13 protein-coding genes, 1 tRNA gene and 2 pseudogenes are annotated in these 20,294 nt (G+C 63.3%); 12 read left to right on the forward strand and 4 right to left on the reverse strand.

The annotated features are described in order from the left end of the window. Nucleotides 1-65 precede the first annotated feature (65 nt). From lysS to E3N85_RS15310, 9 genes are all read left to right on the forward strand, one after another. On the forward strand, nucleotides 66-1,535 hold the full coding sequence (lysS, locus tag E3N85_RS15275; RefSeq protein WP_370289382.1) for a lysine--tRNA ligase: 1,470 nt from the start codon (nucleotides 66-68) through the stop codon (nucleotides 1,533-1,535). Then, nucleotides 1,535-1,681, forward strand: a complete 147-nt coding sequence (locus E3N85_RS16415; protein WP_166783979.1) for a hypothetical protein — start codon at nucleotides 1,535-1,537, stop codon at nucleotides 1,679-1,681. The genes lysS and E3N85_RS16415 overlap by 1 nt, the downstream gene beginning before the upstream one ends. Nucleotides 1,682-1,715: 34 nt before the next feature. Then, the gene (locus E3N85_RS15280) at nucleotides 1,716-1,895 is read left to right on the forward strand and encodes a hypothetical protein (protein WP_134464705.1); all 180 of its coding nucleotides are present in this window, start codon (nucleotides 1,716-1,718) and stop codon (nucleotides 1,893-1,895) included. 6 nt (nucleotides 1,896-1,901) lie between these two features. Continuing rightward, entirely contained in the window at nucleotides 1,902-3,365 is a 1,464-nt protein-coding gene (gene cls / locus E3N85_RS15285; RefSeq protein WP_134464707.1) for a cardiolipin synthase, read from the forward strand. A gap of 140 nt (nucleotides 3,366-3,505) precedes the next feature. After that, nucleotides 3,506-6,031 carry an ATP-dependent Clp protease ATP-binding subunit gene (locus E3N85_RS15290; RefSeq protein WP_134464709.1) on the forward strand — a complete coding sequence of 842 codons (2,526 nt, stop codon included), beginning with the start codon at nucleotides 3,506-3,508 and terminating at the stop codon, nucleotides 6,029-6,031. Nucleotides 6,032-6,362: 331 nt separating this feature from the next. Continuing rightward, nucleotides 6,363-6,896, forward strand: a complete 534-nt coding sequence (locus tag E3N85_RS15295) for an amino-acid N-acetyltransferase (RefSeq protein ID WP_370289383.1) — start codon at nucleotides 6,363-6,365, stop codon at nucleotides 6,894-6,896. Between the two features lie 195 nt (nucleotides 6,897-7,091). Further along, nucleotides 7,092-11,864 carry an ExeM/NucH family extracellular endonuclease gene (locus E3N85_RS15300; protein WP_134464711.1) on the forward strand — a complete coding sequence of 1,591 codons (4,773 nt, stop codon included), beginning with the start codon at nucleotides 7,092-7,094 and terminating at the stop codon, nucleotides 11,862-11,864. Nucleotides 11,865-12,000: 136 nt separating this feature from the next. Then, nucleotides 12,001-12,642, forward strand: coding sequence for a hypothetical protein (locus E3N85_RS15305; protein ID WP_134464713.1), 642 nt, complete (start codon nucleotides 12,001-12,003; stop codon nucleotides 12,640-12,642). A gap of 91 nt (nucleotides 12,643-12,733) precedes the next feature. Then, nucleotides 12,734-13,141, forward strand: coding sequence for a dehydrogenase (locus tag E3N85_RS15310; protein WP_134464715.1), 408 nt, complete (start codon nucleotides 12,734-12,736; stop codon nucleotides 13,139-13,141). A gap of 70 nt (nucleotides 13,142-13,211) precedes the next feature. On the opposite strand, the gene radA is transcribed toward E3N85_RS15310, so the two are convergent. Together radA and E3N85_RS15320 are read right to left on the reverse strand one after the other, a co-directional pair. Then, nucleotides 13,212-14,576 carry a DNA repair protein RadA gene (gene radA, locus E3N85_RS15315; RefSeq protein ID WP_134464717.1) on the reverse strand — a complete coding sequence of 455 codons (1,365 nt, stop codon included), beginning with the start codon at nucleotides 14,574-14,576 and terminating at the stop codon, nucleotides 13,212-13,214. 53 nt (nucleotides 14,577-14,629) lie between these two features. Continuing rightward, complete coding sequence (locus E3N85_RS15320; protein WP_134464719.1) at nucleotides 14,630-15,409, reverse strand: SGNH/GDSL hydrolase family protein; 780 nt, start codon at nucleotides 15,407-15,409, stop codon at nucleotides 14,630-14,632. 86 nt (nucleotides 15,410-15,495) lie between these two features. Between E3N85_RS15320 and E3N85_RS15325 the strand changes: the two genes are divergently transcribed. Further along, a tRNA-Ser gene (locus E3N85_RS15325) sits at nucleotides 15,496-15,585 on the forward strand. Nucleotides 15,586-16,486: 901 nt separating this feature from the next. After that, nucleotides 16,487-17,730, forward strand: a pseudogene (locus E3N85_RS15330) (IS256 family transposase). 382 nt (nucleotides 17,731-18,112) lie between these two features. On the opposite strand, the gene E3N85_RS15335 reads toward E3N85_RS15330, so the two are convergent. Further along, entirely contained in the window at nucleotides 18,113-18,568 is a 456-nt protein-coding gene (locus tag E3N85_RS15335) for an SRPBCC family protein (protein WP_134464721.1), read from the reverse strand. A gap of 361 nt (nucleotides 18,569-18,929) precedes the next feature. After that, nucleotides 18,930-19,343: pseudogene (locus E3N85_RS17205) on the reverse strand (transposase); the annotation flags it as partial. A 375-nt stretch (nucleotides 19,344-19,718) separates the two neighbouring features. On the opposite strand from E3N85_RS17205, the gene E3N85_RS15345 reads away from it, so the two are divergent. After that, nucleotides 19,719-20,294, forward strand: a 576-nt coding sequence (locus E3N85_RS15345) for an alcohol dehydrogenase catalytic domain-containing protein (protein WP_166783980.1), incomplete at its 3' end; no start/stop codon positions are given.

Here is a 20,294-nt window from a genome sequence, read left to right on the forward strand (position 1 = left end):
GCCAGATTCCATCGCCCATCGCCCAAGCCTCGAACGACGAAGCCGAGGGCTTCTCCGACGCGGAGATGAACGAGCAGAAGGCCGTACGCCTCGGCAAACGCGACCGCCTGAACGCGGCCGCCGCGAGCCCGGCCGGCGGCGCCTACCCGGTGTCGGTTCCGGTCACCCACACCATTCCGGTCGTGCGCGCCCAATACGGCCAGCTCGAAGCGGATGCCACCACCGGCGTCACCGTCGGCCTGGCCGGCCGCATCGTGCACCTGCGCAACACCGGCAAGCTCTGCTTCGCGAGCCTGCAGAGCGGCGACGGCACCCGCATCCAGGCCATGGTCTCGCTCGCCGCCGTTGGCGAGGAGTCCCTCGCCGCCTGGAAAGACCTCGTCGACCTCGGCGATCATTTGTTCGTCAGCGGCGAAGTCATTTCGAGCCGTCGCGGCGAGCTGTCGATCATGGTCACCGACTGGCAAGTCGCGGCGAAGGCGCTGCTGCCACTGCCCAACCTGCACTCCGAGCTCAGCGAAGAGACCCGGGTGCGCAGCCGCTACCTCGACCTGATCAGCCGAGAGCAGGCCCGCACCAATGTCTTGTCCCGCTCGAAGGCCGTTGCGAGCCTGCGCGCAACGTTTACCGATCGCGGCTTCATCGAGATCGAGACTCCGATGCTGCAGGTCATGCATGGCGGGGCATCCGCTCGCCCGTTCCAGACCCACAGCAACGCCTTCGACACCGAGCTGTTTCTGCGCATCGCACCCGAACTGTTTTTGAAGCGGGCCGTGGTCGGCGGCATCGACCGCGTCTACGAGATCAACCGCAACTTTCGCAACGAGGGCGCCGACTCCACTCACTCGCCCGAGTTCGCGATGCTCGAAGCCTACGAGGCGTACGGCGATTACAACTCCATTGCCGATCTCACCCAGACGCTGATTCAGGATGCCGCGTTTGCGATCGCCGGGTCGCACGTGGTGACCTGGGCCGACGGCACCCTGTTCGACCTCGGCGGCGACTGGGATCGCATCGGCATGTACGACAGCCTGTCGGCAGCAGCCGGCATCATGATCACACCCGAAACGCCCCTCGCCGACCTCGTTCGGCTCGCCGCACGGGAGGGCATCGAGATCGACCATCCCATTCACGGCAAGTACGTCGAAGAGCTGTGGGAGCACTTCGTCAAGGGCGATCTGGTACGCCCGACCTTCGTCATGGACTTTCCAATCGACACCAGCCCGCTCGTGCGCGGGCACCGCTCTGTGGCCGGCGTGGTCGAGAAGTGGGACCTGTACGTGCGCGGTTTTGAACTGGCGACCGGCTACTCCGAGCTTGTTGACCCGGTCGTGCAGCGCCAACGCTTCATCGAACAGGCGAGCCTTGCCGCCGGGGGAGACCCGGAGGCCATGCGCCTCGACGAAGAATTTCTGCGCGCACTCGAGTACGGCATGCCGCCGACCGGCGGTATGGGTATGGGCATCGACCGCATGCTCATGGCGCTGACCGGCCTCGGCATCCGTGAAACGATCCTCTTCCCCCTGGTGAAATAATGAGCTATCTGCCGGACGATCAGTTGAAACCCGACAAGGGTGGGCGCAAGCCGCCATCCATGAATCGCATCGCCATCTGGGTAATCATCAGCGGCGTCGGCGTCTACTACCTCGGTAGCGGCATCATCGGTCTGCTCGGCAAGTAGCTACTCTCCCAGTCTTTGCGCGTAAGCTAGGGCTGTGATTGAGAATTTCTGGGGTAACGCGCTTTTTTCGGTCGTACCCACCATTGCGCTTGGCCTGATGTTCTGGCTGATGCTGCGCTCAATCCTGCGCGCCGACCGCACCGAACGTAAGGTGTACGCACAAATCGAAGCTGAAGAACGCGCCCGGCTCGGTCTTGACAAACCCGTCACCTAAGTACGAATGTTCGGCATTGACGGCCTGACCATCACCGTTCTGCTGGCCTTGATCGTCGATTTCTCCGTTCGAGCCGTAGCCATCATCGTGGTGCCCCGCAACCGCCGCCCGATGTCGGGCATGGCCTGGCTGCTGACCATCTTCTTTGTCCCCTACCTCGGCGTGCTGTTGTTTCTGCTGATCGGCTATCGAACCCTGCCAAAAAAACGGCTTGCCATGCAGGAGGAGATCAACCGGTTCATCCAGGGCAGCACCGAGGGGATGGATCTGGTGCGCCGCGATCATCCGTGGCCGAACTGGCTGGAATCGGTCGTCGAGCTCAACCGCAACCTTGGAGCGATGCCGCTCGTCGGTGACAATACCGCGAGCGTGATCGGTGAATATCAGGTGGCGTTCGACACCATGATCGCCGACATCGACCTCGCCAAAAAGTACGTGCACGTCGAGTTCTATATTCTTTCGCTCGATCACACCACGGCGCCGTTTTTCACTGCCCTGGAGAACGCCCACAAACGCGGTGTGACCGTGCGCGTACTGATGGACCACATCCAATCGATGCGGAAGCCCGGATTTCACCAGACCAAGAAACGGCTGACGGACGCCGGCATCCACTGGGAACTCATGCTGCCGGTGCAGCCGTTCCGCGGCAAATGGCAACGACCCGACCTGCGTAACCACCGCAAGCTGCTCATCATCGATGGTCTGGTCGGATTCATGGGTTCGCAGAACATCATCGACCGTTCCTACAACATGCGCAGCAACATTCGGCGCGGGCTGCAATGGAAAGACTTCATGACCCGCCTCGAGGGCCCGATCGTCTCGGGACTCGGCGCGATCTTCATCACCGACTGGTACAGCGAAACCGATGAACTGCTCAATCGCGACGTCGAGCCGGTGCATCCGCGACCGGTGAGACATGCCCTCGACTGCCAGGTGGTGCCGAGCGGTCCGGGGTTCAAGGGCGAGAACAACCTGCGCCTGTTCCTCGCGTTGCTCTACTATGCGCAGGACCGCATCATCATCACGAGCCCCTACTTCGTGCCGGACGAAGCGATGATGTACGCCATCACGACAGCCACCCAGCGTGGGCTGCACGTGGAACTGTTCGTCTCGGAGATCGGCGACCAGGCGGTCGTCTATCACGCGCAACGTTCGTACTACGAGGAGCTACTGACCGCCGGCGTGCACATCTATATGTACAAGGCGCCGTACATTTTGCATGCGAAGCACTTCACTATCGACGATGAAGTCGCCGTCGTCGGGTCGAGCAACATGGACCAGCGCTCGTTCAGCCTCAATATGGAGGTGTCGCTCATGGTGCGCGGCCGGTCATTCGTGCGCGACCTGCGCGTCATGGAGGACGAGAACCGGTTGAACAGCCGCGAGCTCACCCTCGAGGAATGGCGCCGGCAGCCGCTGCGCTCCACCATCCTCGACAACCTCGCGCGGCTCACCTCCGCCGTGCAGTGACAACCGGCTTGCGGGGGCCGCAAAGGGGGGGCGCGCGCAGCATCCGTCACGCCTAGGGCGAACAAACGCCCGGAAGCGGCGCAGGCTGGCTACTCTCGATGTAACGGCATTAACTGCCCTGGTGCCAAGGGAGCGATCACATGTTTGAAAGATTTACCGACCGAGCTCGTCGCGTCGTCGTTTTGGCCCAAGAAGAGGCCAAGATGCTCAACCACAATTACATCGGTACCGAGCACATCCTGCTCGGGCTGATTCACGAGGGTGAAGGCGTCGCCGCGAAGGCTCTTGAGAGCCTTGGCATCTCGCTTGACGCTGTGCGCGAGCAGGTTCAGGACATCATCGGCCAGGGGCAGCAGCAGCCCACCGGCCACATTCCCTTTACGCCGCGGGCGAAGAAGGTTCTCGAGCTGAGCCTGCGCGAAGCGCTGCAGCTCGGCCACAACTACATCGGTACCGAGCACATTCTGCTCGGCCTCATTCGCGAGGGTGAGGGCGTCGCCGCCCAGGTTCTAGTGAAGCTCGGCGCCGACCTCAACCGCGTGCGCCAGCAGGTCATCCAGCTTCTCTCCGGTTATCAGGGCAAGGAGCAGGTGCAGGTCGGTGCCAATGAGCAGGCGGCCAACACGGCCGGCAGCCAGGTGCTCGACCAGTTCGGTCGCAACCTCACCCAGATGGCCCGCGACAACAAACTCGACCCGGTCATCGGGCGCGAGAAAGAGATCGAGCGGGTCATGCAGATCCTATCGCGTCGCACCAAGAACAACCCCGTGCTGATCGGTGAGCCCGGCGTCGGCAAGACCGCCGTCGTCGAGGGCCTCGCCCAGGCGATCGTCAAGGGCGATGTGCCCGAGACGCTGAAGGACAAGCAGCTCTACTCGCTCGACCTCGGCTCGCTCATCGCCGGCAGCCGCTACCGCGGTGACTTCGAAGAGCGCCTGAAAAAGGTCACCAAGGAGATTCGCACCCGCGGCGACATCATCGTCTTCATCGACGAGATCCACACCCTGGTGGGTGCGGGTGCCGCCGAGGGCGCCATCGATGCTGCGTCGATCCTCAAACCGCTCCTTGCCCGCGGTGAGCTGCAGACCATCGGCGCGACCACCCTCGACGAATACCGTAAGCACTTCGAGAAGGATGCCGCCCTCGAGCGCCGCTTCCAGCCGATCCAGGTGAACGAGCCGTCGCTGCCGCACACCATCAACATTCTCAAGGGACTGCGCGACCGCTACGAAGCGCACCACAAGGTGTCCATCACCGACGGTGCCCTCGTGGCCGCGGCGAACCTCGCCGACCGCTACGTCTCGGACCGGTTCCTTCCCGACAAGGCCATCGACCTGATCGACGAAGCTGGCGCCCGCCTGCGTCTCTCGATCCTCTCGAGCCCCCCTGAGCTGCGCGAATTCGACGAAAAGATCGCCGTGGTCCGTGCCGCCAAGGAACTCGCCATCGAGGAACAGGACTTTGAGAAAGCCGCTGGCCTGCGCGACGAGGAGAAAAACCTCCTCGGCGAGCGTCTGCGCCTCGAGAAGAAGTGGAAGTCCGGCGATGTCAAGACCACCGCGGTCGTCGACGAAGGCCTGATTGCCGAAGTCCTGGCCCAGGCCACCGGCATTCCGGTGTTCAAGCTGACCGAGGAAGAGTCCTCGCGGCTCGTCTTCATGGAAAAAGCACTGCACCAGCGCGTCATCGGTCAGGAAGAGGCCATCTCGGCGCTCGCCAAGACCATCCGTCGCACCCGTGCCGGTCTGAAGGACCCGAAACGTCCCTCCGGTTCCTTCGTCTTCGCCGGTCCCACCGGTGTCGGAAAGACCGAGCTGGCCAAGGCTCTCGCCGAGTTCCTGTTCGACGACGAGGCCGCCATGATCTCGCTCGACATGAGTGAGTACGGCGAGAAGCACACCGTGTCGCGCCTGTTCGGTGCGCCTCCCGGGTTTGTCGGCTTCGAAGAGGGCGGCCAGCTCACCGAAAAGGTACGGCGCAAGCCGTTCTCCGTGGTGCTGTTCGACGAGATCGAGAAGGCCCACCCCGACATCTTCAACTCCCTGCTCCAGATTCTGGAAGAGGGTCGGCTGACGGATGGCCAGGGTCGCGTCGTCGACTTCAAGAACACCGTCATCATCATGACCACCAACCTCGGCACCAAGGACATCTCGGGTGGCCCCGTCGGCTTCCAGCTGGAAGGCGACAGCACCACCGGGTACGAGCGCATGGCCGGCAAGGTGAAAGACGAGCTGAAGAAGCACTTCAAGCCCGAGTTCCTCAACCGCGTGGACGAGGTCATCGTGTTCCCGCAGCTGACCAAGCCCGAGCTGCTGCAGATCGTCGACCTGTTCATCAAGCGATTGAGCGTTCGCCTGCTCGACCGTGACATGACCGTCGAGGTCACCCTGCCCGCGAAGGAACACCTGATCGAGGTCGGATTCGACCCGACGCTCGGTGCTCGCCCGCTGCGCCGCGCCATCCAGCGCGAGGTGGAGGACCGCCTGTCGGAGAAGATCTTGCAGGGCGAGCTCAACGCCGGTGACCACGTGCACGTGGATTACGTCGATGGCGCGTATGTCTTCACCACGACGCCCCGGGTTGACCCGGTCGGCGTCGGAGTGAACACGTCCGCCGCGATCGGAACCGGTCCGGCTACGCCCGACCTCGCCATCACGAGCGACTAGCAGTCAAGAAATGGCCCGGCAGATTCGTCTGCCGGGCCATTTTTGTGCCCTCCGCACCGCTCATCCGGCATAACTCCTGCAGATTCTGCACCCTCCGGCCAACTTCCTCATCTTTCCGGGGCTGGCCGGGCGGGCGCATACGCACTGCAGGAGTCATGCCGGGGGCGAACCGGAGGGGCGGCATCCGTCGGTCTGAGCCTGACGTGTGGGGGCGAATGCGGGACGAACGGGACGAACGGGGCGGCCGGGCCGCGAAACGGGACAGCACCATCCCTAGACTGGTGGTTTGATGCTGAATAAGCCACGAAAGGGGCCGGTGAGCGTGACTGCACTGCACCAGACCGCACCGGAACAACCCGAACAGGGATACACGGTGCGCCGTGCGCGCACCAGCGACGTACCCGGCATAGAAGCGCTCGTCGAGCCGCTCGTGCAGCAGCGCATTCTGCTCGGCAAGGACCGCGTCGTGTTTTATGAGGCGGTGCAGGAATTTCGGGTGGCCGTGGACTCCTCCGGCCGGCTGATCGGCTGCGGCGCCCTGCACGTCATGTGGGAGGACCTCGGCGAAGTGCGCACTCTCGCGGTGGACGCCCAGTGGCTCGGTCGTGGTGTCGGCTACACGATGATGCAGCGCCTCGAAGCGGATGCCCGCGACCTCGGCCTGAGCCGACTGTTCTGCCTCACCTTCGAGGTCGGCTTCTTCACCCGCAACGGGTTCAGCGATATGGGCACCGAGACGGTCGACCCGGCCGTCTACGCCGAGCTCGTGCGTTCGTCCGATGAGGGCGTTGCCGAGTTTCTCGACCTGGCGCGGGTGAAGCCGAACACGCTCGGCAATACCCGCATGGTGAAGCGCGTGAACTAGCCGATCGATCCGGATCAACTCTTTCGCGGCTATAACCATTGTTCATATGAGCAAAATATGCGGAGTTCACCTGCCGGACACGGTCCGTCGCTAGGCTGCGAACTATTGCACCCGCCGGACCCGTTGCCGGGGGAACAGCGCTCGCGTGATCCCGGGTGCAATGAGACGACCGTCGTTCTATGAATGAGGAGATCCATGTCATCCGCCGTCCGCCGCCGCTCCAGGCTGGTTTTCGCCACACTTCTTGGGGTGAGCCTCGCGGCCGCTCCGCTTATTGCCGTACCGGCCAGCGCTAACACCGCCGGCACCGGGGTCATCATCAACGAGGCCTATCTGAATGGGGGAAGCTCGGGCGCGACCTACCTGAACAAGTTCGTTGAGCTCTACAACCCGACCGACGCGGCGGTCTCACTCGATGGCACCTCCATTCAGTACCGCTCCTCGGGGGGAACGTCGAACCCGACCGGGGTCGTCGCCCTGACCGGCACGATTGCCGCTGGCGGACACTATCTCGTGCAGGGCAGCTCGAACGCGGCCAACGGGGCCACCCTGCCCACGGCAGATGCCTCCTTTGGAACCTCTTTCGCCGCCGCCTCCGGCACGATCTTCTTCGCCAACCAGTCCACCGCGCTCACCGCGCCCGCGACCGGCTCGCTTACCGGGCGAACCGAGATTCTCGACCTGATCGGCTACGGCAGCTCGAACACCTTTGAGGGAGCGGCCGCCACCGCGGCATCTGTCACCACCTCGGTGAACCGCACTGCCGGTGGTGATACACCGGCCGTCGACACCGACGTCAATGCCGCCGACTTCAGTGCGGCCGCGCCGACGCCGACAAACTCGGCTGGCGACAGCGGCACCCCGGTCGAACCCGAGCCGGACCCCGACCCCACTCCGGTGCCGGACGCACTCACCGCGATCGACGCGATACAGGGCACGACCGCCACGAGCCCGCTCGCCGGAACCGTCGTCAAGACCTCCGGCGTCGTGACGGCCGCCTACCCGACCGGCGGATTCGACGGGTTCTACCTGCAGACGGCGGCCACCGGCGGCGACGTGGACTTTGCCAGCCACACCGCCTCGCACGGCGTTTTCGCCCATTCCAGCACCGCGACCGCCGACGTGAAGATCGGCGACCACGTGCAGGTCGTCGGTACCGTCGTGGAATTCTTCGGCATGACCGAGGTCACCTTCGGCACGGTGAACGACGTCACCCAGCTCCCCGCCACCGACGTAGTGTCCCCGACCCCGGTCACCGTGCCGCTGCCGGTTAGCGCAGAGCAGCGCGAAACCCTCGAGGGCATGCTGCTCGCCCCGCAGGGCGACTTCACCGTCACCAGCAACTACACGACCAACCAGTACGCCGAAATCGGCCTCGCCGCCGGAACCACGCCGCTGGTCAATCCGAGTGTCACGGCACGGCCTGACTCTACTGAATATCAGAGCGCTCTCGCGGAGAATGCCGGCCGCGCGGTCACCCTCGACGATGGGGCCACGACCAACTACCTCGCCGCCGCCAACCAGGGCAGCCCGGTCCCGTACCTCTCGACCACCGCCCCGGTGCGTATCGGCGCCGCGGTGTCGTTCCTGTCGCCGGTCATTTTCGACTTTCGCAACGACGCCTGGAAGTTCCAGCCGACCACGGCCCTCGTCGCGGCCAACGCCGCGACCGTGCAGCCGGTGACCTTCGCCGACACCCGCACGAGCGCACCGGAGGACGTGGGTGGGGACATCCGCTTGGCTAGTTTCAACGTTCTGAACTACTTCTCGACCACCGGTGACTCGCTCGCCGGCTGCCGCTACTACAGCGACCGGGCCGGCGTGCCGACCACGGTGAGCAGCGGATGCGACGCCCGCGGCGCCGCCACCCAGCTCAGTTTCGAACGCCAGCAGGCCAAGATCGTCTCGGCGATCAACGCCCTCGACGCCGACGTCGTGTCGCTCGAGGAGATCGAGAACTCGGCCGCATTCGGCAAGGACCGCGACGATGCCCTCGGCAACCTGACCGCGGCCCTCAACACGGCTGCGGGCAGTGACGTCTGGGCATTCGTGGCCTCGCCGGCGGCGCTTCCCGCCAGTGAAGACGTGATTCGGACCGCGTTCATCTACAAGCCCACCGCTGTCGAAACGGTGGGGGAGTCGGTCATTCTGACCGAATCCGTCGCGTTCAACGGTCGCGCACGTGAGCCGCTCGCGCAGGCATTCCAGCTCGCCGGAGACGATACGAGCAGCTTTCTCGCCATCGTGAACCACTTCAAATCGAAGGGGTCCGGCACCGGGGACAACGCCGACCAGGGCGACGGGCAGGGCGCCTCCAACCCGACGCGGGTTGAGCAGGCCACCGCGCTCGTAGCCTTCGCCGACCGGGTCAAGGCCGACTCCGGTATCGACCGGGTCTTTCTCACCGGTGACTTCAATGCCTACGACCTTGAAGATCCCATTCAGGTGCTGCTTGAAGCCGGCTACATCAATCAAGGAAACAAGAGTGGTGAGTATACCTACGCCTTCGGCGGCACGGTCGGCTCACTGGACCACGTGTTCGCCTCGCCCGAGGCCGATGCAACGGTGAACGCCGTCGACGTCTGGAACATCAACTCGGTCGAGTCGGTCGCCCTGGAGTACAGCCGGTACAACAACAACGTGACCGACTTCTACGTCGCCGACGCATACCGGTCCTCTGACCACGACCCGGTCGTGCTGGGCCTGAACCTCGAGACGCGCACCGCGGTCGAACTCAACCTGCTCAACATCAACGATTTTCACGGACGCATTGACGCCAACACCGTCAAGTTCGCGGGAACCGTGGAACAGCTGCGCGCCGAGTACGGCGACGCAAACTCGCTGTTCCTCTCCGACGGCGACAACATCGGCGCCTCCCTCTTCGCGTCGGCATCCCAGAACGACCAGCCGACCATCGATGTTCTCAACGCCCTCGACCTCGCGGCCTCGGGCGTGGGCAACCACGAGTTCGACCAGGGCTTCGCTGACCTCACCGGCCGGGTGGCCGACGCGGCCAACTTCGACTACCTCGGGGCCAACGTCTACAGCGCGGGCACGGAGACGCCCGCGATGCAGGAATACGCGCTCCTCGACGTGGCTGGCGTCACGGTCGGCGTGATCGGAGCAGTCACGGAAGAGACACCCACGTTGGTTTCGCCCAACGGAATCGCGAGCCTCAGCTTCGGTGACCCCGTCGCAGCCGTCAACCGCGTTGCCGCCCAGCTCGCCGACGGCGACCCGTTGAACGGCGAAGCGGATGTGCTGATCGCCGAGTTCCACGCGGGTGCCGGAGCGGGAATCCCTGATGGCGCGACGCTCGAGCAGGAACTCGCCGCCGGCGGAGCATTCGCGAGCATCGTGAATGACACCTCTGCTGAAGTCGACGCGATCTTCACCGGTCATACGCACAAGCAGTACGCGTGGAACGCACAGGTTCCCGGCGCGGCCGACGGCGTGACCCGACCGGTGCTGCAGACGGGCAGCTACGGCGAGAATATCGGCCAGATCGTACTCAGCTACGACATCGCCTCCGGCGACACCACCACGGTGAAGAACCGCAACGTGGCCCGCTCGACCTCGTCCGACGCCGACCTCGTGGCCGCCTACCCGCGCGCGCGTGAGGTCCAATCGATCACGAACGCCGCACTGGCCGAAGCCGCGATCCAGGGCAACGTGCCCGTCGGGTCGGTCACCGCCGACATCACCCGGGCCTGCCTCGGTGGTGTCGCCCCCTGCGCCGAAAACCGGATGGCTCCCTCGACCATGGGCACGCTGGTTGCGAACTCCCTCCGCGCCTCCTTGGCCGATCCGACAATTGGCGGTGCCGAGATCGGCATCGTCAACCCCGGGGGGATGCGGTCCGACCTGTCGCTCAGTCCCGACGGTGTCGTCACCTACGCGGAGGCGAACGCGGTACTGCCATTCCTGAATAATCTGTGGACGACGAGCCTTTCCGGTGCGCAGTTCAAGACCGTTCTCGAGCAGCAGTGGCAGACCAACGCCGACGGGACGATTCCGAGCCGTCCGTTCCTGCAGCTCGGCCTGAGCGACAACGTGAATTACTCGTTCGATGCCCGCCGTGTCGCGGGCGACCGCGTGACGGGCATCTGGATCGATGGCGCCCAGATCGACCCGGCGCAGTCTTACCGCATCGGATCGTTCAACTTTCTGCTCACCGGTGGCGACAACTTTCGCGAGTTCAGAAATGGCACGGACACCCGCGACTCCGGTCTCGTCGACCGGGATGCCTGGATCTCTTACATCCAGGCGAACAGCCCGCTTTCGCCGTCGTTCAAGGCCAACCAGGCCTCGATCTCCGGTGAACCCACGGATGCGGTTCGTCCGGGCGACTCGATCACCTTCACGGTCGGCAGCTTGAACCTCACGTCGCTCGGTGCTCCAAAGAACACGCAGCTCGCGCTGCGCTGGTCGGGCACCGACGTGGGTACGGCATCCATTGACGCAGCGGGTACGGCTACGGTCACCGTCACCGTGCCGACCGATGCCGCACCGAGCAGCGTGCTCGAGATGACTGCCGTCGAGTCAGGCACCATCGTGCGCGTCGCCGTCGCGGTTGCGGTGAGCGCCGAACCGGGGGAGGCACCCACCGCGGCCCCGGCGAGAGATCTCAGCAAGAAGCTCGAGAACGCGATCACCACCGACCGGGACTTCTACCGGGGCGGTGACTCGGTTGTCGTCGAGGTTGGGGCGGAACTAGCCGGAGAATACGTATCGGTATGGGCCTATTCCAAGAAGACGGCCGAGAACCTCGGGGGCTGGCTGCTCGTGCGCGCCGACGGCACTGTGAGCATCACGCTCCCCGACGACCTCAAGCACGGCAAGCACAGCATCTCCGTGCAGAACGCCGACGGTGACGTGATCGGCTGGACCGACGTCAAGGTCGACAAGGTCGACAAACCCGTCAAGGCCGACAAGGCCGAAAAGCCGCAGAAGAACGAACCCCGCTAACCGGCGAGGTTGCACGGCCCCACCGGCAATCGGAATCCTTCCGGTTGCTGGTGGGCCCCGCCTTTTCCGAGAGCAATTGCTGCCGACACGCACGCCATTACCGGCTTCTGGCATCGAACATCAATACCCTTGGGGCATGTCGACGATCAAGCATCCGGTCGGCCGCCAGTCCAGCAAGGTTTACCGGCGCCGGCGTTTCGTAGTGGGGCTCGGCCTGCTCGCCGTGCTCGTCATTCTCCTGCTCATCATCGTGCAACCGGGAGCGAGCAAGGGCGACGCAACCGCCCCGAAAACTCCCGCAGCTGACGCGCCGGCCGCATCGGCGGATGCCGCCGCCACCATTCCCGAGGTAGCCACCGCCGTCGACGGCGCGGCCTGCGATCCGTCTATGGTGCAGATCGAGGCGATCACGGACGCGACCAAGTACGCCGCCAACGCGCTGCCGAAGCTGTCGCTGAGCCTGACCAACACCGGAGCCACCAGCTGTGTGATCAATGCCGGCAACGCCAGGCAGGTATTCACCGTGATGAGCGGTGAAGACGTCTACTGGGCCTCGACCGACTGCCAGACCAACCCGGTCGACGCGCAGGTGACCCTCAAGCCGGGCGAGGTCATGCCGCTCACGACACCGATCACCTGGGATCGCACCCGGTCGGCCGTTGATACCTGTGACGTCGCAACCCGCACCGCGGTTCCGGCCAGCGGAGCGTCGTATTACCTGCACGTGGCCGTGGACGGCATCGAAGCGGCCGAGCCGGCGTTGATGATTCTCAACTAGAGTTTGCCCCCCCCCGGGGCTGCGGCATCCGTTCGCTCGTGGCGTGCGCCGCCAGCTGGGCGCGCACGGCCGCGGCTGATTGAATGAATGGATGACTGATACGACTGCCAATACCCGTTCCGAGGCGCTTAGCGCCGCATTGGCGGCACAAGACGTCGTCGCCGTCGCCTTCGCGCTGCGCAACGACTACATGATCGTGCCGCAACTCGTCGTCAACGGTGAGGCGGCGCAGGTGCGCGTGTTTGGCCGCGAGGGTTCCGACAAGCGGATGCTGCTGCTCTTTTCCGCAGCGGACAATTACGCGCGGGTGGTGCCCGACGATCCGAACCCGCAGGTCATGGTCTGTGATGGGCAGTGGCTGCGCGAGTTTCTCACCGTGCACGCCTCGACCCTGGAGATGGTTTTCTTCGACATCGCCGGGCCCAATGTTATGCAGGCAGCTCCGGACGATCTTCTCCAGGCCTTGAACCCGCAGCTCGGCGAGGGCGACGCCGAGTAACCGCCTCGCGAAGCACGAGCGCACTTTGACGGCCGGGTCGAGGCGTCAGCCGCCGCCGCGGTGGCGGAGCCTACCCCCACGCCCGATCGAGTTCGGCGTCGCGCGGATTGCGGGTGGTGCCGAGCGCCAAAGCAACCGCCGCGTGGATCGACCCGCAGGCGGCGTCGATCTGGGTGGTGAAGCCGAGGCGTACCGCTTCGTTCACCCGCTGCTTTGACATGAGTGCTCCGCGCACCTCGCCGGCCAGGCTGATCTCGCCGAACGCGACCACATTGTGTGCCACGGCGAGTCCGGTGAACGCCGACGCGATGGCCAGCGCGATCGCAAGATCGGCGGCCGGCTCACTGAGACGGATTCCACCGACCGTCGACACGTAGACGTCCTTGGTGGAGAGGTTCATGCCCGCGCGCTCCTGCAGCACCGCGAGCAGCATGGCCACCCGGGCGGAGTCGACGCCGCTCGTGACGCGGCGCGGATTGGGCGCCTGGGTTGCGGTGACGAGCGCCTGCACCTCGACCGGCATGGCCCGTCGACCTTCGAGCGCGACGGTCACGCAGGTGCCGTCGACCGGATCGGTGGCCCGACTGAGGAACAGCCCGCTGGGGTCGGGCACCTCGGCGATGCCGTCACCGGTCATCTCGAAGCAGCCGACCTCGTCGGTGGGCCCGAACCGGTTCTTGAGCGCCCGGATGAACCGCAGCGAAGTCTGACGGTCGCCCTCGAACTGGCAGACCACGTCGACCAGGTGCTCAAGCACTCGTGGCCCGGCGATCGAGCCATCTTTGGTGACGTGGCCGACGAGCAGCACTGGCAGGTTGCGATCTTTTGCCACCCGAATCAGAGTGGATGCCACCTCCCGCACCTGGCTGGGCATGCCCGGCGAGCCGTCGGAGAGTGCACTCGACACGGTCTGCACGGAGTCGATGATGATGAGGTCGGGCTTGACGGCGTCGATCTGCCCGAGGATCACCCCGAGGTCGGTTTCGGCGGCGATATACAGCTCGGGTTCGAGCGCGTTGGTGCGCTCGGCGCGCAGCCGCACCTGGCTCACCGATTCTTCGGCGCTGACGTAGAGCACGCGGCTCTTCGCCGCCGCAGCCTTGGACGCGACCTCGAGCAGCAGTGTGGACTTACCGACGCCGGGTTCCCCGCTCAGCAGAACCACCGAGCCGGGCACGATGCCGCCACCGAGTACCCGGTCGAACTCGTTGATACCGGTCGGCCAGTGAGCGGCGGCATCCGTTTCAACGTGGGTGATGGGGCGGGCGATGCCATCGCCGACCAGCGTGATGGCCTTGAGTTTGCGGCTGATGCCGGCGGTCTGGCCAGCATCGACGACGGTGCCCCACTGCTGGCATTCGCCGCAGCGACCTGCCCATTTGAGGGTGGTCCAGCCGCACTCGGAGCAGCGGAAGGAGGAGACGGATTTTGCCATATTCCGAGCCTACCCGTGGCCGCCGACAGGCGGCCGCGCGCGCGACGCTGCCCCTAGTCAGCGTCCTTTGATGCCTGACCGACGGCGGAGAAACGGTGCGCGACATCGGCGCTGATCGAGGGGAGAAACGCCTCGGCCCAGGAGCGGTAGCCGCGGTCGTTGGGGTGAAACAGATCCTTGGCGACGTGGGTCAAGATGCTGCGAAAGCCGGCCCGTTTGGTCGTCCCGTGCAGTGGGACGACGGTCAATTCATGCTCGGTGGCGACTCGGCGAATGATCTCGTTGGCCACCGCAACCTTGACCTCGTTGTGCGGCAGGTGAAAGCACGGAAGGTCGGCGACGAGGGAGTGCGGCGGGAGGGCGGCGAACACTGTGCGAATGCCAGCTTCGAACTCTTCCGGGTTCCACTGGGCGATGTCATTTGCGCCGATCGCGACCGTGACGAGGTCAGGCTTCAGCCTGTCGAAACGCGGAAGCTGGTCCCGCACCGCCAAAGCCACGGTTGCGCCGGACACGCTGAGATTCACGACACGCACCGTTTGGCTGGTGGCCAGTCGCACGTGGTCGGCGAGGACCCCGACGTAGCTCTTGTTCGGGCTCGAGGCCCCGATGCCCTGGGCGGCACTGTCGCCGATCGCGACGTAGAGCAGCTCGCCCGGTTGCTTGGCGTGGGTGCGCCACCACGCGGAGTGCACGGGCAGGGTGTCGTTGAGAATGACCTTCTGCTGTTCGAGGTCGCGGCGGAACCAGGTCGTGTAGAGAACGGCGCCGGTAGTGACGACGGCGGCGCCGGCAGCGATAAGAGAGCGGATGCGCGGGGTCGGTGAGGTCATCCGCTGAGGCTACTCCGCAGCATCCGTGTGTCTGCTGCGTGTTGGCCGATTCGCGTCGACCTCGAGTCTCTACTAGGATCGACGGCGGTACCGTGTCCGAGCGGCCGAAGGTGCGACTCTCGAAAAGTCGTGTGGGGGAGACTCCACCGTGGGTTCAAATCCCACCGGTACCGCCACGAAAAACCCCCTACTCCCCAGTGTTTCACTGGGGAGTAGGGGGTTCTGTTTTTCTCCGATGGCCCAGCGGTAACGCAGCGGTAACGGAACATCTGTTAGCGGGTGTGAGCAAGGGTGAGTGTGAAAGCTGGCGACACTGCAATTGCCGAATGGCGTACGGCTGCGTCACAAAAAACTTGATCGGCGGTTGTGCCGGCTTTGGAGCAGTCGCTGCTCACGTTCTCGCGTGAGGTCTGTCTATGAGGTGCGCTGCCAGATATGTGAGCGCACCGAGACAATCGGCCTCAACACGCCCGAGCAGGCTGGGAATCCACTGTGTTGCCACAGTTTCAAAAATACACTCTCATACACATTTACCTTTGTTGGAATGTGTATATTCTAAAAACCGCTACGACCCAGACGAGACAAGAGCAGGAGGCCTATTCCGCTCCAAGCGTCCTACACATTCTCCCGACGACAACTCAAGTTTAGGAAACCCCCCGGGCGCGCATTATTCCAAGGATCTTGGAAGCAATGTGCACATCCCTACACATACTTACTGTGGGAGTGAGCAGGGTCGCAAAGGTTAGAGATCCGGCGGTACAAACGTCGCACGCTATACGGCCACGCCAGATCCGCGTAAATCCGCGGAATTTCACGGAAATCGCAGGGGAAATTCACGTCATTAAAAGCGGTACATCGCCGGTGCCTGTTCGGAAGGGTCGCGCTTGCCTCAAGACGGCTACCACGTCTGAGCGCGTGAATTTGCTAACGAAATGCCGACGAGGAGCGGCAGCCGGAGGTCATGTCCCATTGAGTGGTGTTGTTTCCCTGCTTTGAGCGTTGCTTCGTCAACGCGAGGAGCCATCGTGCGATGGTCAGTGAGTACCGACTAAAGCAACTCACGAAGGACACCACACGATGGCTCTAGACCAGTCTGCCCTGCTCACCCTGCTGGGAGAACTCAAACTCACCAATGTCACCGACCGCGTCCGTGTCGCGACCGAAACGTTGTATCAAGAACTAATCGATGCAGAAGCGACCGCATTCATCGGCGCCGCCCCGTTCGAACGCTCCGGCGACCGCACCACGTATCGCAACGGCACCCGGCCACGGACTTTGAGCACCACGGCTGGGGACCTCGATCTGAAGATCCCAAAGCTGCGCGCCGGGTCGTTCTTCCCCGCCCTGCTCGAGCGCCGCCGCCGCGTCGACCAGGCCCTGTTCGCCGTTGTGATGGAGGCCTATGTCCAGGGTGTCTCAACCCGCAAGGTCGACGACTTGGTCAAGGCGCTCGGCGCTGATACGGGGATCTCCAAATCCGAAGTGTCCCGCATCTGCGCCGGCCTCGACGCGGAAGTGGCCGAGTTCCGCGACCGGACCTGGCCGCGCAGGACTTCCCCTACGTGTTCCTCGACGCGACCTACTGCAAAGCCCGTGTTGGGCACCGTATCGTGTCCCAAGCAGTCGTCGTCGCGATCGGCGTGGCTGCCGACGGGCGCCGGGAAGTTCTGGGGTTTGACGTTGGCGACAGTGAAAACGAAGGCTTCTGGACGAGCTTCCTGCGGTCGTTGAAAACCCGCGGTCTGGACGGGGTGCAGCTGGTCATGTCTGACGCCCACACCGGGCTGAAGAAAGCCATCGGGACGGTCTTTCAAGGCGCCGGCTGGCAGAGATGCCGGGTGCACTTCATGCGCAACGTCCTCGCCGTGGTCCCGAAAGGGTCCCAGGAGATGATCGCGTCGATCATCCGCACCATCTTCGCCCAGCCCGACCGCGAGCACATCGAGAAGCAATTCCGTGAGGTCACCACCATGCTTGCAAGGTCCCACCCGAAGGTCGCCGCGATGCTCACCGATGCCCAACCTGACCTGCTCGCGTTCGCCGCTTTTCCGCGGCGGCACTGGCGACAGATTTGGTCGACCAACCCGTTGGAACGGGTCAACAAAGAGATCAAACGCCGCACCGACGTCGTCGGTGTGTTCCCCAACGCTGCCGCCCTGCTGCGCTTGGCAGGGTCTGTCTTGATCGAGCAACACGACGAATGGGAAGCCAGCGAACGTCGCTACTTCTCCGAAGCCTCGATGCTCGAGCTGACCACCATGAACAACCCCGTCGAGGTCATCGACGAGGCGGTGATTCTCCCCGAACTCGCTGCCGCCTAAACTAAACCAACTGACGCGCACGGTGACGAGGAATTACACCACCCAGCGGGACGTGACCTGGTCAGTAGGGCGCTCGCTCCCTAAATTGGCTTTGGGACGTCAAACAGGTTCACTATTGGAACGACCGACATCGCGATGATCACGCCTAAAAAAATGCGCAGAGGCATCGTGACGGAGAGTTCGAGGTTGCGAAGAACCGGGCTGTTATGCCGCTCGGCACATTTAGGCGACAGGATCGATAGACGAATTCCTGGGCAACTGCGCGATTTTGAGTGCCCCTGATACTCTGCCGTGCGCTTCGAGCGCTGCGTCACCATAGTGGTCGAATTTCGGTGGGCGACGTCCCGACTATCACGAGCCGTAAGCGCATCCGCCGGCAGCGTCAGGCCTGCACGTCTCCGCGCCATCCACCATCGTCGGTGCCCTTCGCCTCGATGAACTGCTTGAAGTTTGCGAGGTCTTTCTTGATGGCGTGGTCGTCCACACTGAGAGCGGCTCCAGCCTTCTCAAGCAGCCCTATGGCCTCCCAATCAAGCTGAACTGTCACCCGTGTCTCGTTCTCGGCCAACGTATGGAATGTAACAACTCCCGCGTGGTCGACTTGGCCCCCGGTACTGTTCCAAGCAACACGCTCATCGGGGTGCTGCTCAGTTATCCGAGCCTCGAACTCGCGCTCCACGCCGCCGACTTTGACCTTCCACTCGGTGAGAGTGTCGGTCACCTGCGTGACGGATTCAACAAAACTGAGGAACTTTGGAAACTCCTCAAATTTTGTCCACTGGTTATACGCGACGGTAACGGGAACGTTGACGTCGACAGTCTCGATGGCGTTGGGCATGATGACCTCCTGGTACGAATTCAACGGATGAACAAGTCTTTGCAACCCCGATCACAGTACCGAACGCTCATGCAAGGTCAACCCGATGATGAAAACTCGCGGGAACGTAGAGGCAAGCCATTCAACAAGATGACTCCGACCAAAAATTGACGGACATGCCATCACCTATGTGTCCTATCCCGCATTTCCCACAGACTGGTTACGAGCGAAGCCTGCAGCCTGAAAACCTGGAACCAATCGTGATCGGTCACTGATTATCACCGGGCTCGTAAGTCAGATCTCCAACGTGCAAGAGGGACTGCAGCTGCCGGATATACGACGGTCACGAAAAGTTTCTGTGGGGAAATGTCGAGCGGTACGCTCAACGTCGACGATGAGGTCGAGTGGCCGAGGTACTCCACCGAGATATGCAAGGTTTTCCAAGTGGGAGGCCGTGGCTTCCGGGCCGCCGATGATGAGGACGAAGAGAACGGTCAGGGGTACTTGTTCTCTGCCCACACCAAGCCGCCGCGTTCCTCTGATTAGGGAGCCCGGGCCGATGATCAGGAGTTCGTCCAAACGCTGGGTCCTTAGGGGGAACACGGCCATTCAAGAGAGTGGCGTGGGTTCCGATGGGCGTCGGGTGACCTGAAGCTAAAGCCGATGTGGTCAGGAGACGAAACTTGGTGTTTGTGCATTCGACACGGCCGTTGGAGAGAACGTGCCCGGTGGACACCAGGATCGCCGTGCGATGCTTGTCGATGCTTTTCTGGAGTTTCGCAAAGGCAGGGATACGGCAGCGGCGGGCTTAGCCGACCCATTCGCCGAGGGCTTCGTTGACGTCGTTAAGAAACAGTTTAGAGATGATCCGGCGGTCTTCCGTCGGGTAGTTCGGTGCGGGTGCGGTGGTCCTTGATGCGCAGGATTGTCCAAATTGGGAGAACGCAATTCTGGCGCTTCGTAGCCAGCTGCAGCTCAGCATTCGGTGACGTCCGGCGTGGGCGTCCCGATAGTTGCGGCGGTGAGGCGACGTACATGGAACGGTGTTAGACATAAATTATGCGCAATCCGCGGGCAGCTCAAGGTTGCCCGTGCATGAATTTTCGTACACCTCCGAAAGTGACGACGGACTGTCCGTCTTCACGGTCATGAAAATCAGGGAGTGAAAGAAATGAAAGCAGTCGTTTACAAGGGCCCCAATGAGGTCAACGTTGAAGAAGTTCCGGATGCCACGATCGAACGTCCCACCGATGTTCTGGTGCGCGTCACGGCCACGAATATTTGCGGTTCAGATTTGCACATGTATGAGGGACGTACCGATTTCGCGGTTGGACGCACGTTCGGTCACGAGAACATGGGCGAGGTCATCGAGGTCGGTAACGGCGTTGACAAGGTCAAAGTGGGCGAACGCGTCGTGTTGCCGTTCAATATTTCCTGCGGCTTTTGCAAGAATTGCGAACGCGGTTTTACCAACTACTGCATGACTACTCAACCCGACCCGGTCGGTGCTGGCGCCGCCTACGGCTTCGCCGGCATGGGTCCGTATCCCGGCGGGCAGGCCCAAATGTTGCGTGTGCCCTACGGTGACAACAACTGCTTGCGCCTGGGTGAAGACGCCAAAGAAAAGCAGAACGATTACGTGATGCTTTCGGACATCTTCCCGACGGGCTACCACGCTACCGAAATGGCCGGCGTGATCCCCGGTGACACGGTCGTGATTTACGGTGCGGGTCCGGTCGGGCTGATG

This window comes from Cryobacterium sp. Hz9 (assembly GCF_004402825.1).
GTDB classification, from domain to species: Bacteria; Actinomycetota; Actinomycetes; order Actinomycetales; family Microbacteriaceae; genus Cryobacterium; species Cryobacterium gelidum.

Bases quoted from the DNA above. Each gene is read 5' to 3' on its own strand.
- E3N85_RS15320 (WP_134464719.1), bottom strand. From the start codon at position 15,409: ATGACCTCACCGACCCCGCGCATCCGCTCTCTTATCGCTGCCGGCGCC.
- lysS (WP_370289382.1), top strand. From the start codon at position 66: ATGAACGAGCAGAAGGCCGTACGCCTCGGCAAACGCGACCGCCTGAAC.
- E3N85_RS15310 (WP_134464715.1), top strand. From the start codon at position 12,734: ATGACTGATACGACTGCCAATACCCGTTCCGAGGCGCTTAGCGCCGCA.
- E3N85_RS16415 (WP_166783979.1), top strand. From the start codon at position 1,535: ATGAGCTATCTGCCGGACGATCAGTTGAAACCCGACAAGGGTGGGCGC.
- radA (WP_134464717.1), bottom strand. From the start codon at position 14,576: ATGGCAAAATCCGTCTCCTCCTTCCGCTGCTCCGAGTGCGGCTGGACC.
- E3N85_RS15335 (WP_134464721.1), bottom strand. From the start codon at position 18,568: ATGCCCAACGCCATCGAGACTGTCGACGTCAACGTTCCCGTTACCGTC.
- E3N85_RS15305 (WP_134464713.1), top strand. From the start codon at position 12,001: ATGTCGACGATCAAGCATCCGGTCGGCCGCCAGTCCAGCAAGGTTTAC.
- E3N85_RS15300 (WP_134464711.1), top strand. From the start codon at position 7,092: ATGTCATCCGCCGTCCGCCGCCGCTCCAGGCTGGTTTTCGCCACACTT.
- cls (WP_134464707.1), top strand. From the start codon at position 1,902: ATGTTCGGCATTGACGGCCTGACCATCACCGTTCTGCTGGCCTTGATC.
- E3N85_RS15290 (WP_134464709.1), top strand. From the start codon at position 3,506: ATGTTTGAAAGATTTACCGACCGAGCTCGTCGCGTCGTCGTTTTGGCC.